Genomic DNA, 14,731 nt, shown 5'->3' on the forward strand with positions numbered 1-14,731 from the left:
GCCCGGCCGTCGCATCGTCCCCCCGCCACGCCCGCCAGGGTTGGCGCATGTTCCCTCAGGCCCTCGTGGTCGCCATGGCGACTTCCTGACGCTGTTTTGGGGACTTCTTGGCACTATTTGTCACGTTTCTATTACGGCCCGGCCGCGTTAACCGAACGTTCATCTTCCGTTCAGATAGCGCCCCCGACGCCGTTACCTCCATTGCTTAGTTTGAAGAACCGTCCGGCATCCCCGCCGGGACGAACGCGCCCGGCACCTGGCCGGGCGACACCCACGAACGTGAGGAAACCGAACGTGAAGATTGCTTACCGCGCCGGCGCCGTGCTCACCGCGACCGCGCTCACCTTTGCGCTTGCCGCGTGCTCGGCCGAGAACGAGGACACCACCGACGAGGCCACCACCGGCACCACCACCGAGGAGACCACCGCGGCGGAGGACACCGCCGACGACGCCATGATGGAGCTCTCGGGCTCGCTCAACGGCGCCGGCGCCTCCTCGCAGGAGTCGGCCATGGAGGCCTGGCGTGCCGGCTTCCAGGGCGAGTACCCGGACGTCACCGTCAACTACGACCCGGTCGGCTCGGGCGGTGGCCGCACCCAGTTCCTCGACGGCGCGACCTCGTTCGCCGGCTCGGACTCGCTCATGGACGAGGAGGAGTACGCCCTCGCCGCGGAGCGTTGCGACGGCGACGCCGGCGCGATCCACCTGCCGATGTACATCTCGCCCATCGCGGTCATCTTCAACCTCGAGGGCATCGACTCGCTGAACATGGACGCGGACACCATCGCGAACATCTTCAACGGCACCATCACCACCTGGAACGACGAGGCCATCGCGTCGCAGAACGAGGGCGTCGAGCTCCCCGACACCGCGATCACCATCGTCCACCGCGCCGACGAGTCGGGCACCACCAAGAACTTCACCGACTACCTCGCCAAGGCCTCCACCACGTGGGGCCAGGACGCCTCGGGCGACTGGGCCGGCGCCGCCGGCGAGTCGGGCCAGGGCACCTCGGCGCTCGTGCAGATCGTCCAGGACAACACCGGCACCATCGGCTACGCGGACGCCTCGCGCGCCGGCGAGCTCGGCACCGTCGCCCTGAAGGTCGGCGAGGAGTACGTGCCGTTCTCGGCCGAGGCCGCTGCGGCCGTCGTCGACGCCTCGCCGCTGGCCGAGGGCGCGAACGGCGCGAACGACCTCGCGTACGAGCTCGACCGCACCACGACCGCCGCGGGCGCCTACCCGCTGGTCCTGGTCTCGTACCACATCCTCTGCGCGCAGTACGACGACGAGACCGAGAACGCCCTGGTGACCGGCTTCCTGAAGTACGTCGCCTCCAACGAGGGCCAGGCCCAGGCCGCGTCGGCCGCCGGCTCCTCGCCGATCTCCTCGGACCTGTCCGCCGAGATCACCGCGATCCTCGACGAGATCGCGGCGGCGTAACACCCGCGTGACTGGACTGGTGGTGAGCTCGTCCGTGAGGATGAGCTCACCACCAGTCCGTCCGCATTTCACGGGAGAGAAAGCGTGACAACCACCAGCAATCCACCGGCAACGGACGAGAGCATCCCGCTGACGGCGAAGTCCCACTCGGCGGCCAACAACATCTTCCAGGGGATCTCGACGACCGCTGCGGTGATCATCCTGGCCACCCTGGCCGCGGTCGCGACCTTCCTCCTCATCGAGGCGTGGCCCGCGCTCACGGACTCGTCCGGCGAGGTCGCCTCGAAGATCTCGTGGGTGCGTCCCGACGAGGGCCAGAGCCTCATCGAGCTCGCCGGCTATCTGCTGTTCGGCACGGTGCTGATCTCCGCGGTCGCCCTGCTGATCGCGACGCCGCTCTCGATCGGCATCGCGCTGTTCATCTCCCACTACGCGCCGCGCAGGCTCGCGCAGGGCCTCGGCTACCTCATCGACCTGCTCGCCGCGATCCCCTCCGTGGTCTACGGCCTGTGGGGAGCGATCGTGCTCATCCCCGTGCTGCAGCCCATCTACGAGTGGATCAGCAGGTACTTCGGCTGGATCCCGCTCTTCGCGCCCGCCGCGGACGGCACCATCTCCTCGACCGGCCGCGTCGCGATGTCCGGCGCGATCGTGCTCGCCATCATGGTGATCCCGATCATCACGGCCGTCACCCGCGAGGTCTTCCTCCAGACGCCCACCCTCCACGAGGAGGCCGCCCTGGCGATGGGCGCCACCCGCTGGGAGATGATCCGCATGGCCGTCTTCCCCTTCGGACGCTCCGGCGTGATCGGCGCGACCATGCTGGGCCTGGGCCGCGCGCTCGGTGAGACGATGGCGGTCTACATGATCCTGTCGGTGGGCCTGAGCTACTCGTTCGGCCTGTTCAACGCGGCGAGCCACAACACCATCGCGTCGTTCATCGCCGGCAACTTCCCCGAGGCGAACTCGTCCGGAGTCTCCGCGCTCATCGCGCTGGGTCTCGCGCTGTTCGTCATCACCCTGCTCGTCAACATGGCCGCGCGGTGGGTCGTCTCCCGTCGCGCCGAGTTCTCGGGAGCCAACTGATGGCCACGACCACGACCCCCACCCAGCAGAACGGCGCCGTGCTCGGCACGCTGAGCACGCGCCGCCGCCTCGCCAACGGCGGCATGACCGTCCTGGTCTACCTGGCGTTCCTGCTCGCGGTGATCCCGCTGGTGTGGCTGAGCATCACGGTGATCCAGCGCGGCATCGACCGCTTCATGATCGACGCGAACGGCGACCAGAACTTCAACCTGGACTTCCTGCAGCAGACCATGCGCGGGATCTTCGGCGGCATGCCCGAGGGCGGCATCCTGCACGCGATCTGGGGCACGCTCCTCATGACGCTGGCGGCGGCCGTGATCTCCGTGCCGATCGGCCTGTTCACCGCGATCTACCTGGTCGAGTACGGCCAGGGCTGGCTGAAGAAGGCTGTGACGTTCTTCGTCGACGTCATGACGGGCATCCCGTCCATCGTCGCCGGTCTGTTCGCCTACGCGATGTTCGCGCTGATCGTCGGGCCCGGCACCAAGCTGGGCATCGTCGGCTCGATCGCATTGTCCGTGCTGATGATCCCCGTCGTGGTGCGCTCCTCCGAGGAGATGCTGCGCCTGGTGCCCAACGAGCTGCGCGAGGCCTCCTACGCGCTGGGCGTGCCCAAGTGGCTCACCGTGCTCAAGGTCGTGGTCCGCACGGCCATCGCCGGCATCACCACGGGTGTCACGCTGGCGATCGCCCGAGTCATCGGTGAGACGGCCCCGCTGCTCGTCGCCGTCGGTGTGGCGGATTCGCTCAACTTCAACCTGTTCGACGGACGCATGATGGCGCTGCCGGTCTACATCGTGGCCGAGTGGCGCAAGGGCATCCAGCCCTGCAACAACCCCGACATCGCGTGCGTGGGTGAGATCACCGAGTACCGTGCCTGGGCCGCGGCGCTCGTCCTCATCCTGATCGTCATGGCGCTCAACCTGATCGCCCGACTCATCTCCCGTTACTTCTCCCCCAAGACCGGCCGGTAAAGGACTCCATCGTGGCCAAGCGCATCGACGTCAACAACCTCAACGTCTACTACGGCAACTTCCTTGCCGTCGAGGACGTGTCGCTCGCGATCGAGCCGAAGTCCGTCACGGCCTTCATCGGCCCGTCGGGCTGCGGCAAGTCGACCTTCCTCCGCACCCTCAACCGCATGCACGAGGTCATCCCCGGCGCCCGCGTCGAGGGTGAGGTCCTCATGGACGGGGTCAACCTCTACGACTCCAACGTGGACCCCGTGTCGGTCCGCCGGCACATCGGCATGGTGTTCCAGCGTCCCAACCCGTTCCCCACGATGTCCATCGCGGAGAACGTGCTCGCGGGCATGAAGCTCAACAACAAGCGCATCTCGCGCTCGGACCAGGACGACCTGGTCGAGTCCTCGCTGCGCGGCGCGAACCTGTGGGAGGAGGTCAAGGACCGCCTCGACAAGCCCGGCTCCTCGCTCTCCGGTGGTCAGCAGCAGCGCCTGTGCATCGCCCGCGCGATCGCGATCAAGCCGGACGTGCTCCTCATGGACGAGCCCTGCTCGGCCCTCGACCCGATCTCGACCCTCGCGATCGAGGACCTGATCCAGGAGCTCAAGTCCAACTACACGATCGTCATCGTGACCCACAACATGCAGCAGGCCGCCCGCGTGTCCGACCGCACCGCGTTCTTCAACATCGCGGGCACCGGCAAGCCCGGCAAGCTCATCGAGATGAACGAGACCACCACCATGTTCTCGTCGCCGTCGGAGAAGGCCACCGAGGACTACATCTCGGGCCGCTTCGGTTGATCCTCAGCCCGGTCCGCGCCCGGCCCCCGTCCTTCTGGACACTGCGCACGGACTGAGCGACGACACGCCGGTGATCGACCCCGTTTCGGGGCTGGTCACCGGCGTGTTGCTGTCTGATCCGTGCGGAGTGTCCAGGGGCGAGGGCGGTCAGCCCAGGCGCTCGAGCTCGTCCCGGTACTCCGGAAGCGTGCCGTCCATCACGGGGACCTGCCGCTCGACCTGGCCCTCCGCATCGGTCTGGAACACCACCGTGGTGAGCAGGCCCGGCTGCACGGTCGCGGTGCCGGTCACCGCGGTCTCCTCGGACTCGCCGCCCAGCGTGAGCGTGGTCCCCGCGGCCACGTCGACGGTCACGATGGCGTCGCCGTCGATCGACGCGGACACGGCGACGTCCTCGCTCCCCGAGTTCGACAGCGAGCCGATCAGCACCGCCGGGCCGCCCTCCTCCTCGGCCACCACGATGAGGTTGAGCGCGCGCACGTCGCCGATCTGCACGCTCACGCCGTCCGACGCGTCGTACGCCTGCTGCGTGGTGATGGGGTTGATGGTGCTGCAGCCGGCGAGCGCGACGGCGGCGAGCAGGGCGGTCGAGGCGGCGCCGGGGATGCGGAGCTTCACGGGTGGTCCTTTCCGGGGTGGGACACTCGCAGGATAGTGGCGCGGGCGGCCTGGGACCACCGTCCCTTGCGGGTCTCTGCCAGCCGATATGCACCTGTTATGCCAAGTATTTGCGATGGTAGAATAGGAGTCCACGAGAAGGGGATTACCTCACCATGAACTTCGTCGTTGGCGAGACCGTCGTCTACCCCCACCATGGGGCGGCCCAGATCCAGGACATCAAGAAGCGCATCATCCGGGGCGAGGAGAAGACCTACCTCAAGCTCAAGGTCGCGCAGGGGGATCTGACGATCGAGGTCCCGGCGGACAACGTCGACCTGGTGGGCGTCCGCGACGTGGTCGACGAGGCCGGCCTCGAGAAGGTCTTCGGCGTCCTGCGTGAGCCCTACATCGAGGAGCCGACCAACTGGTCGCGCCGCTACAAGGCCAACGTCGAGAAGCTCGCCTCGGGCGACGTGATCCGCGTGGCCGAGGTGGTCCGCGACCTGTCCCGCCGCGACACCGACAAGGGTCTGAGCGCCGGCGAGAAGCGCATGCTGCACAAGGCGCGCCAGATCCTCGTGAGCGAGCTCGCGCTCGCCGAGAAGTGCGACGAGGGCGCCGCCGAGCAGCGTCTCGACGAGGTCCTCGCGTCGTGACCGTCGCGGCCGTCGTCACGGCCGCCGGCTACGGGACCCGGCTCGGGTCCCCCCATCCCAAGGCGCTCGTCGCCGTCGCGGGCGAGCCGCTCGTGGTGCACGCGGTGCGCCGCACCGCGCGCGTCGCCTCGCGCATCGTCGTCACGGCCCCGCCCACCCACCTCGCCGAGTTCGAGGCGGCCCTGGCGGGGCTCGACGGCGGCCTCGGTCCCGACCTGGTCGTGGTTCCCGGCGCGCCCACGCGCCAGGGGTCCGTGGCGGCGGGCGTCGCCGCGCTCGCCTGCGCGCCCGCGGACATCGTGCTGGTGCACGATGCCGCGCGCGCCTTCCAGCCCCCGGAGACGATGCGCCTGGCCGCCGCCGCGGTCGAGGCCGGCGCCGACGGCGCGGTCCCCGTGGTCCCGGTCGTGGACACGCTCGTCGCGGCCCCCGGACCCGACGGTTCGCTGGGCGATCCCGTCGACCGCGCGCGGTTCCGCTCCGTGCAGACGCCCCAGGCGTTCCGCGCGGCCGTCCTCGAGGACGCGCATGCCCGCGGGGGAGAGGACGCCACCGACGACGCGACGCTCGCCCGCAACCTGGGCTATCGCATCGTCGCCACCGACGGCCACGAGTGGGGCGTGAAGATCACCCACGCCGGCGACCTCGCGCTCGCCGAGCACATCGCCGCCGCCTCCGCGGCGGCCCTCGCGAAGGAGCCCGCATGACCGTCCCGCGCACCGGCATCGGCGTCGACATCCACGCCTTCGGCGGCGACCGCGAGCTGCGCCTCGCCGGCCTCGCCTGGCCGGGGGAGCCCGGCCTCGAGGGCCACTCGGACGCGGACGTCGCGGCGCACGCCGCGTGCGACGCGCTGCTGTCCGCGGCGGGCCTGGGGGACCTGGGCTCGAACTTCGGCACCGCGGAGCCCCAGTGGGAGGGCGCGGCCGGCACCGCGCTGCTCGCCGAGACCGCCGCGCGCGTGCGCGACGCCGGGTACGTCATCGGCAACGTGGCGATCCAGGTGATCGGCAACCGGCCCAAGCTCTCGCCCCGCCGCGCCGAGGCCCAGGAGAAGCTCTCCGCCGCCGCCGGCGCGCACGTCACCGTGTCCGCCACCACCACCGACGGGCTGGGCCTCACCGGCCGCGGCGAGGGGATCGCCGCGATCGCGACCGCGCTCATCGTCCCGCGCGGCTGACGGGGGAGGCGGCCACCCCCGCCCGGGCGACCGTCGCATCGTCCCGGGCCACCGCATCGTCCCACGTCCGGCCCGAACGGGACCGGTAGCCTGGGCGGGTGACCCTCCGCCTGTTCGACACCGCCACGCGCGCCGAGCGCGAGTTCGTCCCCCTGACGCCGGGGAGGGTGGGGATCTACCTGTGCGGGCCGACCGTCCAGGGCGCGCCGCACGTGGGGCACCTGCGCAGCGCCGTCGCGTTCGACGTGCTGCACCGGTGGCTCGAGCGGTCCGGGCTCCACGTGACCATGGTGCGCAACGTCACCGACATCGACGACAAGACCCTCGCCAAGGCCGCCGACGCCGGCGCCGAGTGGTGGGCCTGGGCCCTCACGCACGAGCGCGAGTTCCAGGCGGCGTACTCGGCCGTGGGCGTGCTGCCGCCGGCCGCCGAGCCGCGCGCGACCGGCCACATGCCGGAGATCATCGCGCTGGTGTCCCGGCTCCTCGAGCGCGGTCACGCGTACGAGCAGGGCGGGTCGGTGTACTTCGACGTGCACTCGTTCGCCGACTACGGCGCGCTCACCCGCCAGGCGCTCGACGACCTCGCGCCCGCCGTGGACGCGCCCGTCGAGGACAAGCGCAACCCGCACGACTTCGCCCTGTGGAAGGCGCGCAAGGACTCCGAGCCGGCGACGGCCTCGTGGGACAGCCCGTGGGGGCCGGGCCGGCCGGGCTGGCACATCGAGTGCTCGGCGATGGCGCGGCGCTACCTGGGCGACGCGTTCGACATTCACGGCGGCGGCCTGGACCTGCGCTTCCCCCACCACGAGAACGAGCAGGCTCAGTCGCGCGCCGCCGGCTACGGCTTCGCGGGGCTGTGGATGCATTCCGCGTGGGTGACCCAGTCGGGCGCCAAGATGTCCAAGTCCTTGGGCAACGGGCTGCTCGTGTCCGAGGTGCTCGCGCACCACGAGCCGGCCGTGCTGCGCCTCGCTCTCGCGGCCGTGCACTACCGGTCGATGCTCGAGTACTCCGAGTCGACCCTCGAGGAGGCCGCGGCGCAGTGGGAGCGCTTCGGCGGCTTCGTGCGGCGCGCGTCCGAGAAGGTGGGCGAGGCTTCCCTGACGGACGTGCGCGCCGCCGAGCTCCCCGGCGCCTTCGTCGCCGCGATGGACGACGACCTGGGCGTGCCGCGCGCGCTCGCCGTCATCCACGAGACCGTGCGCGCGGGCAACGCCGCGCTCACCGCGGGGGACGATGCGGGGGTCGCCGCCGCGCTGCTGAGCGCCCGGGCGATGCTCGACGTCCTGGGCCTGGACCCGGCGCAGTGGGTCTCCGCCGGAGGCGGGGCCCAGGATGCGGCGATGCACGCCCTCGATGTGCTGGTGCGCTCCAGCATCGAGCAGCGCGCGGCCGCGCGCGCGGCCAAGGACTGGGCTGCCGCCGACGCGATCCGGGACCGGCTCAAGGAGGCCGGCATCGTGGTCGAGGACGCCGCGGACGGGGCCCGCTGGTCGCTGGGCGGCTGAGTCCCGCGTCAGTGCTCCGTGTCGCTGCTGCGTGTCGCTCCTCCGTGTCACCCCTCCACACGGAATATGCGCTCCTCCACACACCGGCCGGCGTGTCGGCGGCGTGTCCCGCAGATATCAGCATTTTCGCGGCGGTCTCAGGCGGGTGTGTGTGGACAGGTGACGCGGGGGTGGCGTGACGCGGGGGCGGCGTGACCCGGGGTTGCCCGGGTGACGGACGGCCGCGCGGCGGCCCCGGACCGTGCGCCGTTACGCTTGGCACATGGCTGGCAACTCACAGCGCCGCGGCGCCACTCGCAATACGGGCTCGAAGAAGGGCGCGACCGTCGGCACCGGCGGCCACGGCCGGAAGGCCCTCGAGGGCAAGGGGCCCACGCCCAAGGCGGAGGACCGGCCCAACCACAAGGCCTACAAGGACAAGCAGCGCGCCGAGCGCGCCGCCGCCAAGCGTCCCGCCCGGGCGGGCAAGGCGACCCCGAAGGACCGCACCTCCAAGTCGCACGAGCTGGTCGTCGGCCGCAACAGCGTCCTCGAGGCCCTGCGGATGGGGATGGCGGCCACGCGACTGAGCGTCTTCAACCGCATCGACGCGGACGACCGCGTCACCGAGATCGTGGGCCTCGCCGTCGACGCGGGCGTCGACGTGGTCGAGGTCACCAAGGCGACGCTCGACGCGCTCGCGGACGGCTCGCCGCACCAGGGCATCGCGCTCGAGGTGCCGCCGTACCAGTACGCGCACCCGGAGGACCTGCTCGAGGCGCCCTCGCCGGTGCGCATCATGGCCCTCGACGGCATCCAGGACCCGCGCAACCTGGGGGCGATCATGCGCTCTGCGGCCGCCTTCGGCGCGTCCGGCGTGCTCATCCCGGAGCGTCGCGCGGCCGGCGTCACCGTGGCGGCCTGGAAGGTGTCCGCGGGCGCCGCGGCGCGCCTGCCCGTCGCGCGCGCCACCAACATGGTGCGGACGCTCGAGGACTACAAGAAGGCCGGCTGCTTCGTGCTGGGCCTCGCCGGCGACGGCGACGTCTCCCTGCACGAGTCCAACCTGCTCGACGGCCCCCTGGTCATCGTGGTGGGCTCCGAGGGCGAGGGCATGGGCCGCCTGGTCCGCGAGACGTGCGATCAGGTCGCCTCGATCCCGATCGCCGCGTCGACCGAGAGCCTCAACGCCTCCGTCGCCGCCTCGCTCGCGCTGTACGAGGCCTCCAAGGCGGTCACGCGCTCCTAGTCGGAGTCGGCGGGAGGACGGGACCTCGCCTGGGGCCGGGGCCGCGAGCATCCCGTACAAGGTGTCGCTCCCGTTGCGCATGCAATAACTGAACGCCAGCATTCATCTATGAGAAATGATGTCCCGGCGGTCGCGCCGTTCCTGCGCTCCGACAGCCAGGCGCGCATCCTTGCCGAGACCCTCCTGAGGGAAGGCGAGCACACCGTCGGCGAGATTGCCGCTCGCACCGGCATTCCGCGGCCCACCGTCAGCCGCGAGGTCGCACGGCTCGCGGCCGCGGGGATTCTCACCTCCCGCAAGGTCGGCCCCGCCCGCCTCGTGGCTGCGAACCCCGACTACCCGCTCGCCGCGCCCCTCGCACAGATCATCGCCGCCACCTACGGACCCGCCGCGCTCGTCCACGACGCGTTCGCCGACCTCCCCGGACTCGAGCACCTCATCGTGTTCGGCTCCTGGGCGGCACGCCTCGCCGGTCAGCCGGGCCGGTTCCCCGGCGACGTCGACATCCTCATCGTCGGCGACGTCTCGAAGATGGACGCGTATGGCATCGCCGACGACCTCGGCCGCACCATCGGGCGCCCGGTCAACGTCACCGTCATGAGCGCCGACAGGTGGAATGGCGACGGTGACGGCTTCGTCCTCGACATCAAGGGCAACCCGACGATGGTGCTCGCGTGAGCCGCGACCAGCCACGCCGTCCTCGAGAGGCCGACCAGGGACTGGTCGCGACCGACGTTCGCGACATGATCTCCCGCGGGCACCTCGAGCAACGCGTCCCCGACGCGAATCTCGCGCAGAGGATTCTCGATGAGGCTCGCAACGATCTCGCCGGCGCCGAACGGCTCGTCGACGACTTCCCCGCGCAGGCGCTCCAGCTTGGCTACGGCGGCGCCCGCAAGGCGGCGACGGCGATCCTGGAGCATCAGGGCCTCCGGGTGATGTCTGGCGAGGGGGCCCACGCTCACGTTGGCGACGCGATCCGCGCACAACTTGGCTCAGCGCTCGGCCGACGGTTCCAGGGCCTGCGGCAGATCCGCAACGACACCGAGTATCCGAAGCCGGACCGCGACATAGGCGACGAGCGGGATGCGCGCGCCGCGATCGCCCTCGCGAACGATCTGCTCACGGCAGCGCCGCAGCTGATGGAGCAGATGGGCGTCTTCCGCTAGGGGCGCGGGGGCCCGCCGCGCTACCGCCTTCCCGCCCATGTGTGGTCCCGCTCGGCGTGAGCGCCGGGGAAGCAGTTGCGCAGCGCTTGCCAAACTCATGCACTTCGGGCGGTTGCCGACCGCCCCGGAGTGCCGCGCCCAAAACGCGTTAATTCGGCTAGCGTCGCGATACGAGTTCCCCTGCTGAGCGGGGGACGATGCGGTGGCCGGGTGGCCGGGTGGCCGGGTGGCCGGGTGGCCGGGTGGCCGGGTGGCCGGGTGGCCGGGTGGCCGGGTCGCCGGGAGGCCGGGTCGCCGGGAGGCCGAGAGCGGGGTGCGGGGTGCGGGGTGCGCCTACCGCTGGACGGTCGGGTGGGGCGTGGTGGCGGGCTCCTCCCACCGGAGCAGGTCCCCGGGCTGGCACTCGAGTGCCGCGCACAGCGCCTCGAGGGTGGTGAAGCGGACCGCCTTGGCCCGCCCGTTCTTCAGGACGGCCAGGTTGGCGGGCGTGATGCCCACGCGCTCGGCCAGCTCGCCGACGCCCATCTTGCGGCGCGCCATCATGACGTCGATGTCGACCACGATGGGCATCAGATGACGTCCTCGAGCTCGGCGCGCAGGCGGCGCGCCTCCTCCTCGCGGGCGATCGCCTGCGCGAGCAGCACCCGCATCACGAGCACGACCAGCGCGACCCCGAGCGGCACCAGCGCCGCGATCCCCAGCAGCAGGACTACGCCCGGCGCCGCGACCGCGTCGGGCTGCGGCGCGAGCGCCGCGGCGAGCGACAGCAGGAGCACCGAAGCAGCCGCGCCGGCGCCCACGATCACGTCGACCCACCGGAACGACCGCGCCGAGAACACCGCGCCCCGATGCGCCAGGGTGGCGAGCCGCCAGACGGACACCAGCACGGCCTCGACGCAGAGCCCGCCCAGCACGATCACCGCCACGACGGGCACGCGGACGGCCTCCGCGGGGCCGCCGGCGGCGCTCATGAACACCACGGCGGCCATCACGGTCTGCACGAACAGGGTTCCCGTGAACAGCGCGACCAGCACGGCGCGCAGCAGGAAGAGCAGGGGGCGAGTCACGGCATTCCTCTCGTAGGTCGAGAGGAATCTATCGAAAAACGGGCGTTCGGTCCACTCGCGCCGGACGCGCCGGACGCGGTGGACGCGCTGGGGAGCGGCCGGCGAGGGGGCCGGCGAGGGGGCCGGCGAGAGGAGCCGCCGACGAGGGTCCCGCGAGGGGCCCCTCGCGGCGCGTCCCTAGAACCCGGCCTCCTCGGAGGCCCCGCGGTCCTCGGCCTCGGCGACCGCCGCATCGGCCTCCTTCTGGGCGACCTCTCCGGTCAGGGGCGAGCGCTCGGGCGCGGGCCGCAGCGTCGAGACGCGCTGCACCTGCGGGGGCTCGGGGTTCTCCGGCGCGGGCACCTCGCCCCAGGCGTAGGTGTTGTCGATGGCGTTGGGGTCCTGGCGCTCGAAGGTGTCGCCCACCTCGTCGGTGAGGGCGGGGAGCTCGGCGGTCATCTCCGCGAGCGAACGGCCCAGCACGGCGCGCTCGTCGGGGCGCAGCGGCAGCACGTTCTTGACGTACGACGCGGTGGCGACGGGCATGGACACGTCCTTGGCCGCGGCCTCGGCAAGGAACCAGCGGTGGTCGAGCACCTCGTGGAACACCTGCGCCGGCTCGAGCTTGCCGCGCAGCTCGCGGGGCACGGCGCGCACGGTGGGCTCGAAGATGGTGGTGAGCCACTCGTGCGCCGCGAAGGCCTCGTCGTCTCCGGTGTCCCGCACCGCGCGGAACTCGTCGAGGTCGTTGAGCAGGCGTCGCGCCTGGTTCTCCTGGACGTCCAGACCGGTGAGGCGCATGAGGCGACGCGAGTGGAAGCCCGCGTCCACGACCTTGGGGCGGATGCGCACGCCGGTGCCGTCGGGCGTGGTGAGCATGTCGAGCTCGCCCACGTCGAAGCCCATCTCGTTGAGCTGGCGCACCTTCTCCGAGACGCGGTAGGGGATGTTGCCGTCGAACACCTCGGTCTCGGTGAGCGCGGACCACAGCTTGCCGTACTTGTACTCGAGGCGCTCGCCCACGGCGAAGGGGTCGACGCTCTCGTCGAGGTCCTCGTTCGCCTGCAGGTCCAGGATCTCGCCGATGATGTTGGTGGTCGCGATCTCGATGTCGTACGAGCGCTGACCGTCCGTGAGGCGCTCGTGCAGGTCGCCGGTCTCCGCGTCCACCAGGTACGCGGAGAACTCGGACGCGTCGCGGCGGAACAGCGCATTCGACAGCGACACGTCGCCCCAGTAGAAGCCGTTGACGTGCAGCTTCACCAGCAGCACGGACAGCGCGTCGATGAGGCGGTTGAGCGTGCCCTTGCGCAGCGCGGTCGAGAACAGCGCGCGATAGGGGAGGGAGAAGGCGAGGTGCTCGGTGATGAGCGCCGCGGACAGCTCCTCGCCCGAGCCGTCGTAGCGGCGCGTCACCACGCCCACGGCGTGCACGCACGGCGCATCCATGCGCTCGAGCTCGCGCAGCATCTCGAACTCGCGGTAGGCGATCTCGCGGTTGGTCTCCTTGACCGCCAGCACGGCGCCGTTGTGGCGCACGAACCGCACCACGTGCCGCGACAGTCCTCGCGGCAGCGCCGCGATGCGCTCCTCGGGCCACGCGGACAGCGGGATCTCCCAGGGCAGTTCCATCAGTGACGCGTCGACGGCTCCGGTGATGTGCGGCATGGGTTCAGGGTAGCCGCGCCTTTCGCGCCCGGCCCGGGACGATGCGCGTGCCTGGGGACGATGCACCGGGGCGCCCCGGGCGCCCACCCGGCCCGTGCATCGTCCCCCGGAAAGGCGACAGGGCCGCCCCGGTCGCAACCGGGACGGCCCTGTCGGTGAAGCGGGGTGTTACGCCTTGAGCGTGCGCGACGCGTCGGTCTGGACCGAGTGCGTCGAGATGCGCTGCTGGGTCGCGGCCGAGAAGACGTGCTGCTCGCCCTCGCGGATGGTGACCCACACGGTGTCGCCCTTGGCGGGGACGTCGCGGGGGTCGACGCGGACGATCACGTCGCCCGAGCCGCCCACGACGTTCTCCGAGCCGGTCGCGGCCGGCGTCGGGAGCGAGCCGTAGAGGAACGCGTCCGAGCCGAGCTCCTCGACGACGTTGACCTCGACCGGGACGGCGCCCGGGGTGTTCGGGGCCACGCGGTCGAGCGACTCGGGGCGGAAGCCGAGCACGACGTCGCCCTTGTCGGCGTCCGTCATGTTGGCGAGGGTGTCGCGGCGCAGCGGGACGCGGGCGGGGCCCACGAGCGCGTGGCCGTCCTCGACGCGGAAGGTCGACAGGTTCATGGCCGGCGAGCCGATGAAGCCCGCGACGAACACGTTCGCCGGGGTGTCGTACATCTCGCGCGGGGTGCCCACCTGCTGCAGGACGCCGTCCTTGAGCACGCAGATGCGGTCGCCCATGGTGAGCGCCTCGACCTGGTCGTGGGTGACGTAGACGGTGGTGGTGCCCAGGCGACGCTGGAGCGCGGCGATCTGGGTACGGGTCTGGACGCGGAGCTTGGCGTCGAGGTTCGACAGCGGCTCGTCCATGAGGAACACCTGCGGCTGGCGCACGATCGCGCGGCCCATGGCCACACGCTGACGCTGACCACCGGAGAGGGCCTTGGGCTTGCGGTCCAGGTACTCGGTGAGGTCCAGGATCTTCGCGGCGGCCTCGACGCGCTCGCGGATCTTCGACTTCTCGACCTTCGCGATCTTCAGGGCGAAGCCCATGTTGTCCGCGACGGTCATGTGCGGGTACAGCGCGTAGGACTGGAACACCATCGCGATGTCGCGGTCCTTGGGCTGCACGTGGGTGACATCGCGGTCGCCCACGTAGATCGAGCCCTTGTCGACGTCCTCGAGGCCCGCGAGCATGCGGAGCGACGTGGACTTTCCACAGCCCGAGGGGCCGACGAGCACGAGGAACTCGCCGTCGGCGATCTGGAGGTCGAGAGCGTCGACCGCGGGGCGCTCGGTACCGGGGTAGATACGCGACGCCTTGTCATAGGTCACAGTAGCCATGACTGTGTAGTCCCTTCACCGGCAGGTACGTGCCGGACGATCCGTAG

At 71.1% G+C, this 14,731-nt stretch carries 16 protein-coding genes; 11 read left to right on the plus strand and 5 right to left on the minus strand.

Going from position 1 to position 14,731, the window contains the following annotated elements; all coding sequences use genetic code 11:
- The first annotated feature begins 294 nt into the window (after window positions 1-294).
- The 4 genes from pstS to pstB all read left to right on the plus strand — a co-directional run bounded on the left by pstS (window position 295) and on the right by pstB (window position 4,294).
- The gene (pstS, locus tag AOM03_RS06620) at window positions 295-1,443 is read left to right on the plus strand and encodes a phosphate ABC transporter substrate-binding protein PstS (RefSeq protein WP_062379582.1); all 1,149 of its coding nucleotides are present in this window, start codon (window positions 295-297) and stop codon (window positions 1,441-1,443) included.
- An 84-nt stretch (window positions 1,444-1,527) separates the two neighbouring features.
- The gene (pstC, locus tag AOM03_RS06625; RefSeq protein WP_082092215.1) at window positions 1,528-2,529 is read left to right on the plus strand and encodes a phosphate ABC transporter permease subunit PstC; all 1,002 of its coding nucleotides are present in this window, start codon (window positions 1,528-1,530) and stop codon (window positions 2,527-2,529) included.
- Complete coding sequence (pstA, locus tag AOM03_RS06630) at window positions 2,529-3,503, plus strand: phosphate ABC transporter permease PstA (RefSeq protein ID WP_062379584.1); 975 nt, start codon at window positions 2,529-2,531, stop codon at window positions 3,501-3,503. The genes pstC and pstA overlap by 1 nt, the downstream gene beginning before the upstream one ends.
- Before the next feature lie 11 nt (window positions 3,504-3,514).
- Window positions 3,515-4,294 (plus strand): phosphate ABC transporter ATP-binding protein PstB, encoded by a 780-nt coding sequence (pstB, locus tag AOM03_RS06635; protein ID WP_062379586.1) that lies wholly within the window; start codon window positions 3,515-3,517, stop codon window positions 4,292-4,294.
- A 147-nt stretch (window positions 4,295-4,441) separates the two neighbouring features.
- Here pstB and AOM03_RS06640 read toward each other — a convergent pair whose 3' ends face one another.
- Window positions 4,442-4,912: a hypothetical protein gene (locus AOM03_RS06640; protein ID WP_062379588.1), complete on the minus strand. Its 471-nt coding sequence runs from the start codon at window positions 4,910-4,912 to the stop codon at window positions 4,442-4,444.
- 155 nt (window positions 4,913-5,067) lie between these two features.
- Here AOM03_RS06640 and AOM03_RS06645 point away from each other — a divergent pair, with 155 nt between their 5' ends.
- The 7 genes from AOM03_RS06645 (at window position 5,068) to AOM03_RS06675 (ending at window position 10,638) form a co-directional block, all read left to right on the plus strand.
- Window positions 5,068-5,550: a CarD family transcriptional regulator gene (locus AOM03_RS06645; RefSeq protein WP_062379589.1), complete on the plus strand. Its 483-nt coding sequence runs from the start codon at window positions 5,068-5,070 to the stop codon at window positions 5,548-5,550.
- Window positions 5,547-6,257, plus strand: coding sequence for an IspD/TarI family cytidylyltransferase (locus tag AOM03_RS06650; RefSeq protein WP_062379591.1), 711 nt, complete (start codon window positions 5,547-5,549; stop codon window positions 6,255-6,257). Before AOM03_RS06645 ends, AOM03_RS06650 begins: the two co-directional genes overlap by 4 nt.
- The gene (ispF, locus tag AOM03_RS06655) at window positions 6,254-6,730 is read left to right on the plus strand and encodes a 2-C-methyl-D-erythritol 2,4-cyclodiphosphate synthase (protein ID WP_062379594.1); all 477 of its coding nucleotides are present in this window, start codon (window positions 6,254-6,256) and stop codon (window positions 6,728-6,730) included. Before AOM03_RS06650 ends, ispF begins: the two co-directional genes overlap by 4 nt.
- A 98-nt stretch (window positions 6,731-6,828) precedes the next feature.
- Window positions 6,829-8,241 (plus strand): cysteine--tRNA ligase, encoded by a 1,413-nt coding sequence (cysS, locus tag AOM03_RS06660; RefSeq protein WP_062379596.1) that lies wholly within the window; start codon window positions 6,829-6,831, stop codon window positions 8,239-8,241.
- 262 nt (window positions 8,242-8,503) lie between these two features.
- The gene (gene rlmB / locus AOM03_RS06665; RefSeq protein ID WP_062379599.1) at window positions 8,504-9,469 is read left to right on the plus strand and encodes a 23S rRNA (guanosine(2251)-2'-O)-methyltransferase RlmB; all 966 of its coding nucleotides are present in this window, start codon (window positions 8,504-8,506) and stop codon (window positions 9,467-9,469) included.
- A gap of 108 nt (window positions 9,470-9,577) precedes the next feature.
- Window positions 9,578-10,147, plus strand: coding sequence for a MarR family transcriptional regulator (locus AOM03_RS06670; protein WP_062379601.1), 570 nt, complete (start codon window positions 9,578-9,580; stop codon window positions 10,145-10,147).
- Window positions 10,144-10,638, plus strand: a complete 495-nt coding sequence (locus AOM03_RS06675) for a hypothetical protein (RefSeq protein ID WP_062379603.1) — start codon at window positions 10,144-10,146, stop codon at window positions 10,636-10,638. Before AOM03_RS06670 ends, AOM03_RS06675 begins: the two co-directional genes overlap by 4 nt.
- 333 nt (window positions 10,639-10,971) lie before the next feature.
- On the opposite strand, the gene AOM03_RS06680 is transcribed toward AOM03_RS06675, so the two are convergent.
- The 4 genes from AOM03_RS06680 to AOM03_RS06695 all read right to left on the minus strand — a co-directional run bounded on the left by AOM03_RS06680 (window position 10,972) and on the right by AOM03_RS06695 (window position 14,684).
- Window positions 10,972-11,208, minus strand: a complete 237-nt coding sequence (locus AOM03_RS06680) for a helix-turn-helix domain-containing protein (RefSeq protein ID WP_062379606.1) — start codon at window positions 11,206-11,208, stop codon at window positions 10,972-10,974.
- Complete coding sequence (locus AOM03_RS06685; protein WP_062379608.1) at window positions 11,208-11,705, minus strand: DUF2975 domain-containing protein; 498 nt, start codon at window positions 11,703-11,705, stop codon at window positions 11,208-11,210. The genes AOM03_RS06680 and AOM03_RS06685 overlap by 1 nt, the downstream gene beginning before the upstream one ends.
- 177 nt (window positions 11,706-11,882) lie before the next feature.
- The gene (locus AOM03_RS06690) at window positions 11,883-13,352 is read right to left on the minus strand and encodes a DUF4032 domain-containing protein (RefSeq protein WP_082092217.1); all 1,470 of its coding nucleotides are present in this window, start codon (window positions 13,350-13,352) and stop codon (window positions 11,883-11,885) included.
- A gap of 168 nt (window positions 13,353-13,520) precedes the next feature.
- Complete coding sequence (locus tag AOM03_RS06695; protein WP_062379611.1) at window positions 13,521-14,684, minus strand: ABC transporter ATP-binding protein; 1,164 nt, start codon at window positions 14,682-14,684, stop codon at window positions 13,521-13,523.
- Window positions 14,685-14,731 lie beyond the last annotated feature (47 nt).

The organism is Demequina pelophila (assembly GCF_000971175.1).
Lineage (GTDB): Bacteria > Actinomycetota > Actinomycetes > Actinomycetales > Demequinaceae > Demequina > Demequina pelophila.

What these genes read in the sequence shown, in the direction of transcription:
- pstA (WP_062379584.1), top strand. Translation starts at nt 2,529, where the DNA reads ATGGCCACGACCACGACCCCCACCCAGCAGAACGGCGCCGTGCTCGGC.
- AOM03_RS06645 (WP_062379589.1), top strand. Translation starts at nt 5,068, where the DNA reads ATGAACTTCGTCGTTGGCGAGACCGTCGTCTACCCCCACCATGGGGCG.
- ispF (WP_062379594.1), top strand. Translation starts at nt 6,254, where the DNA reads ATGACCGTCCCGCGCACCGGCATCGGCGTCGACATCCACGCCTTCGGC.
- rlmB (WP_062379599.1), top strand. Translation starts at nt 8,504, where the DNA reads ATGGCTGGCAACTCACAGCGCCGCGGCGCCACTCGCAATACGGGCTCG.
- AOM03_RS06670 (WP_062379601.1), top strand. Translation starts at nt 9,578, where the DNA reads ATGAGAAATGATGTCCCGGCGGTCGCGCCGTTCCTGCGCTCCGACAGC.
- AOM03_RS06680 (WP_062379606.1), bottom strand. Translation starts at nt 11,208, where the DNA reads ATGCCCATCGTGGTCGACATCGACGTCATGATGGCGCGCCGCAAGATG.
- AOM03_RS06690 (WP_082092217.1), bottom strand. Translation starts at nt 13,352, where the DNA reads ATGCCGCACATCACCGGAGCCGTCGACGCGTCACTGATGGAACTGCCC.
- AOM03_RS06695 (WP_062379611.1), bottom strand. Translation starts at nt 14,684, where the DNA reads ATGGCTACTGTGACCTATGACAAGGCGTCGCGTATCTACCCCGGTACC.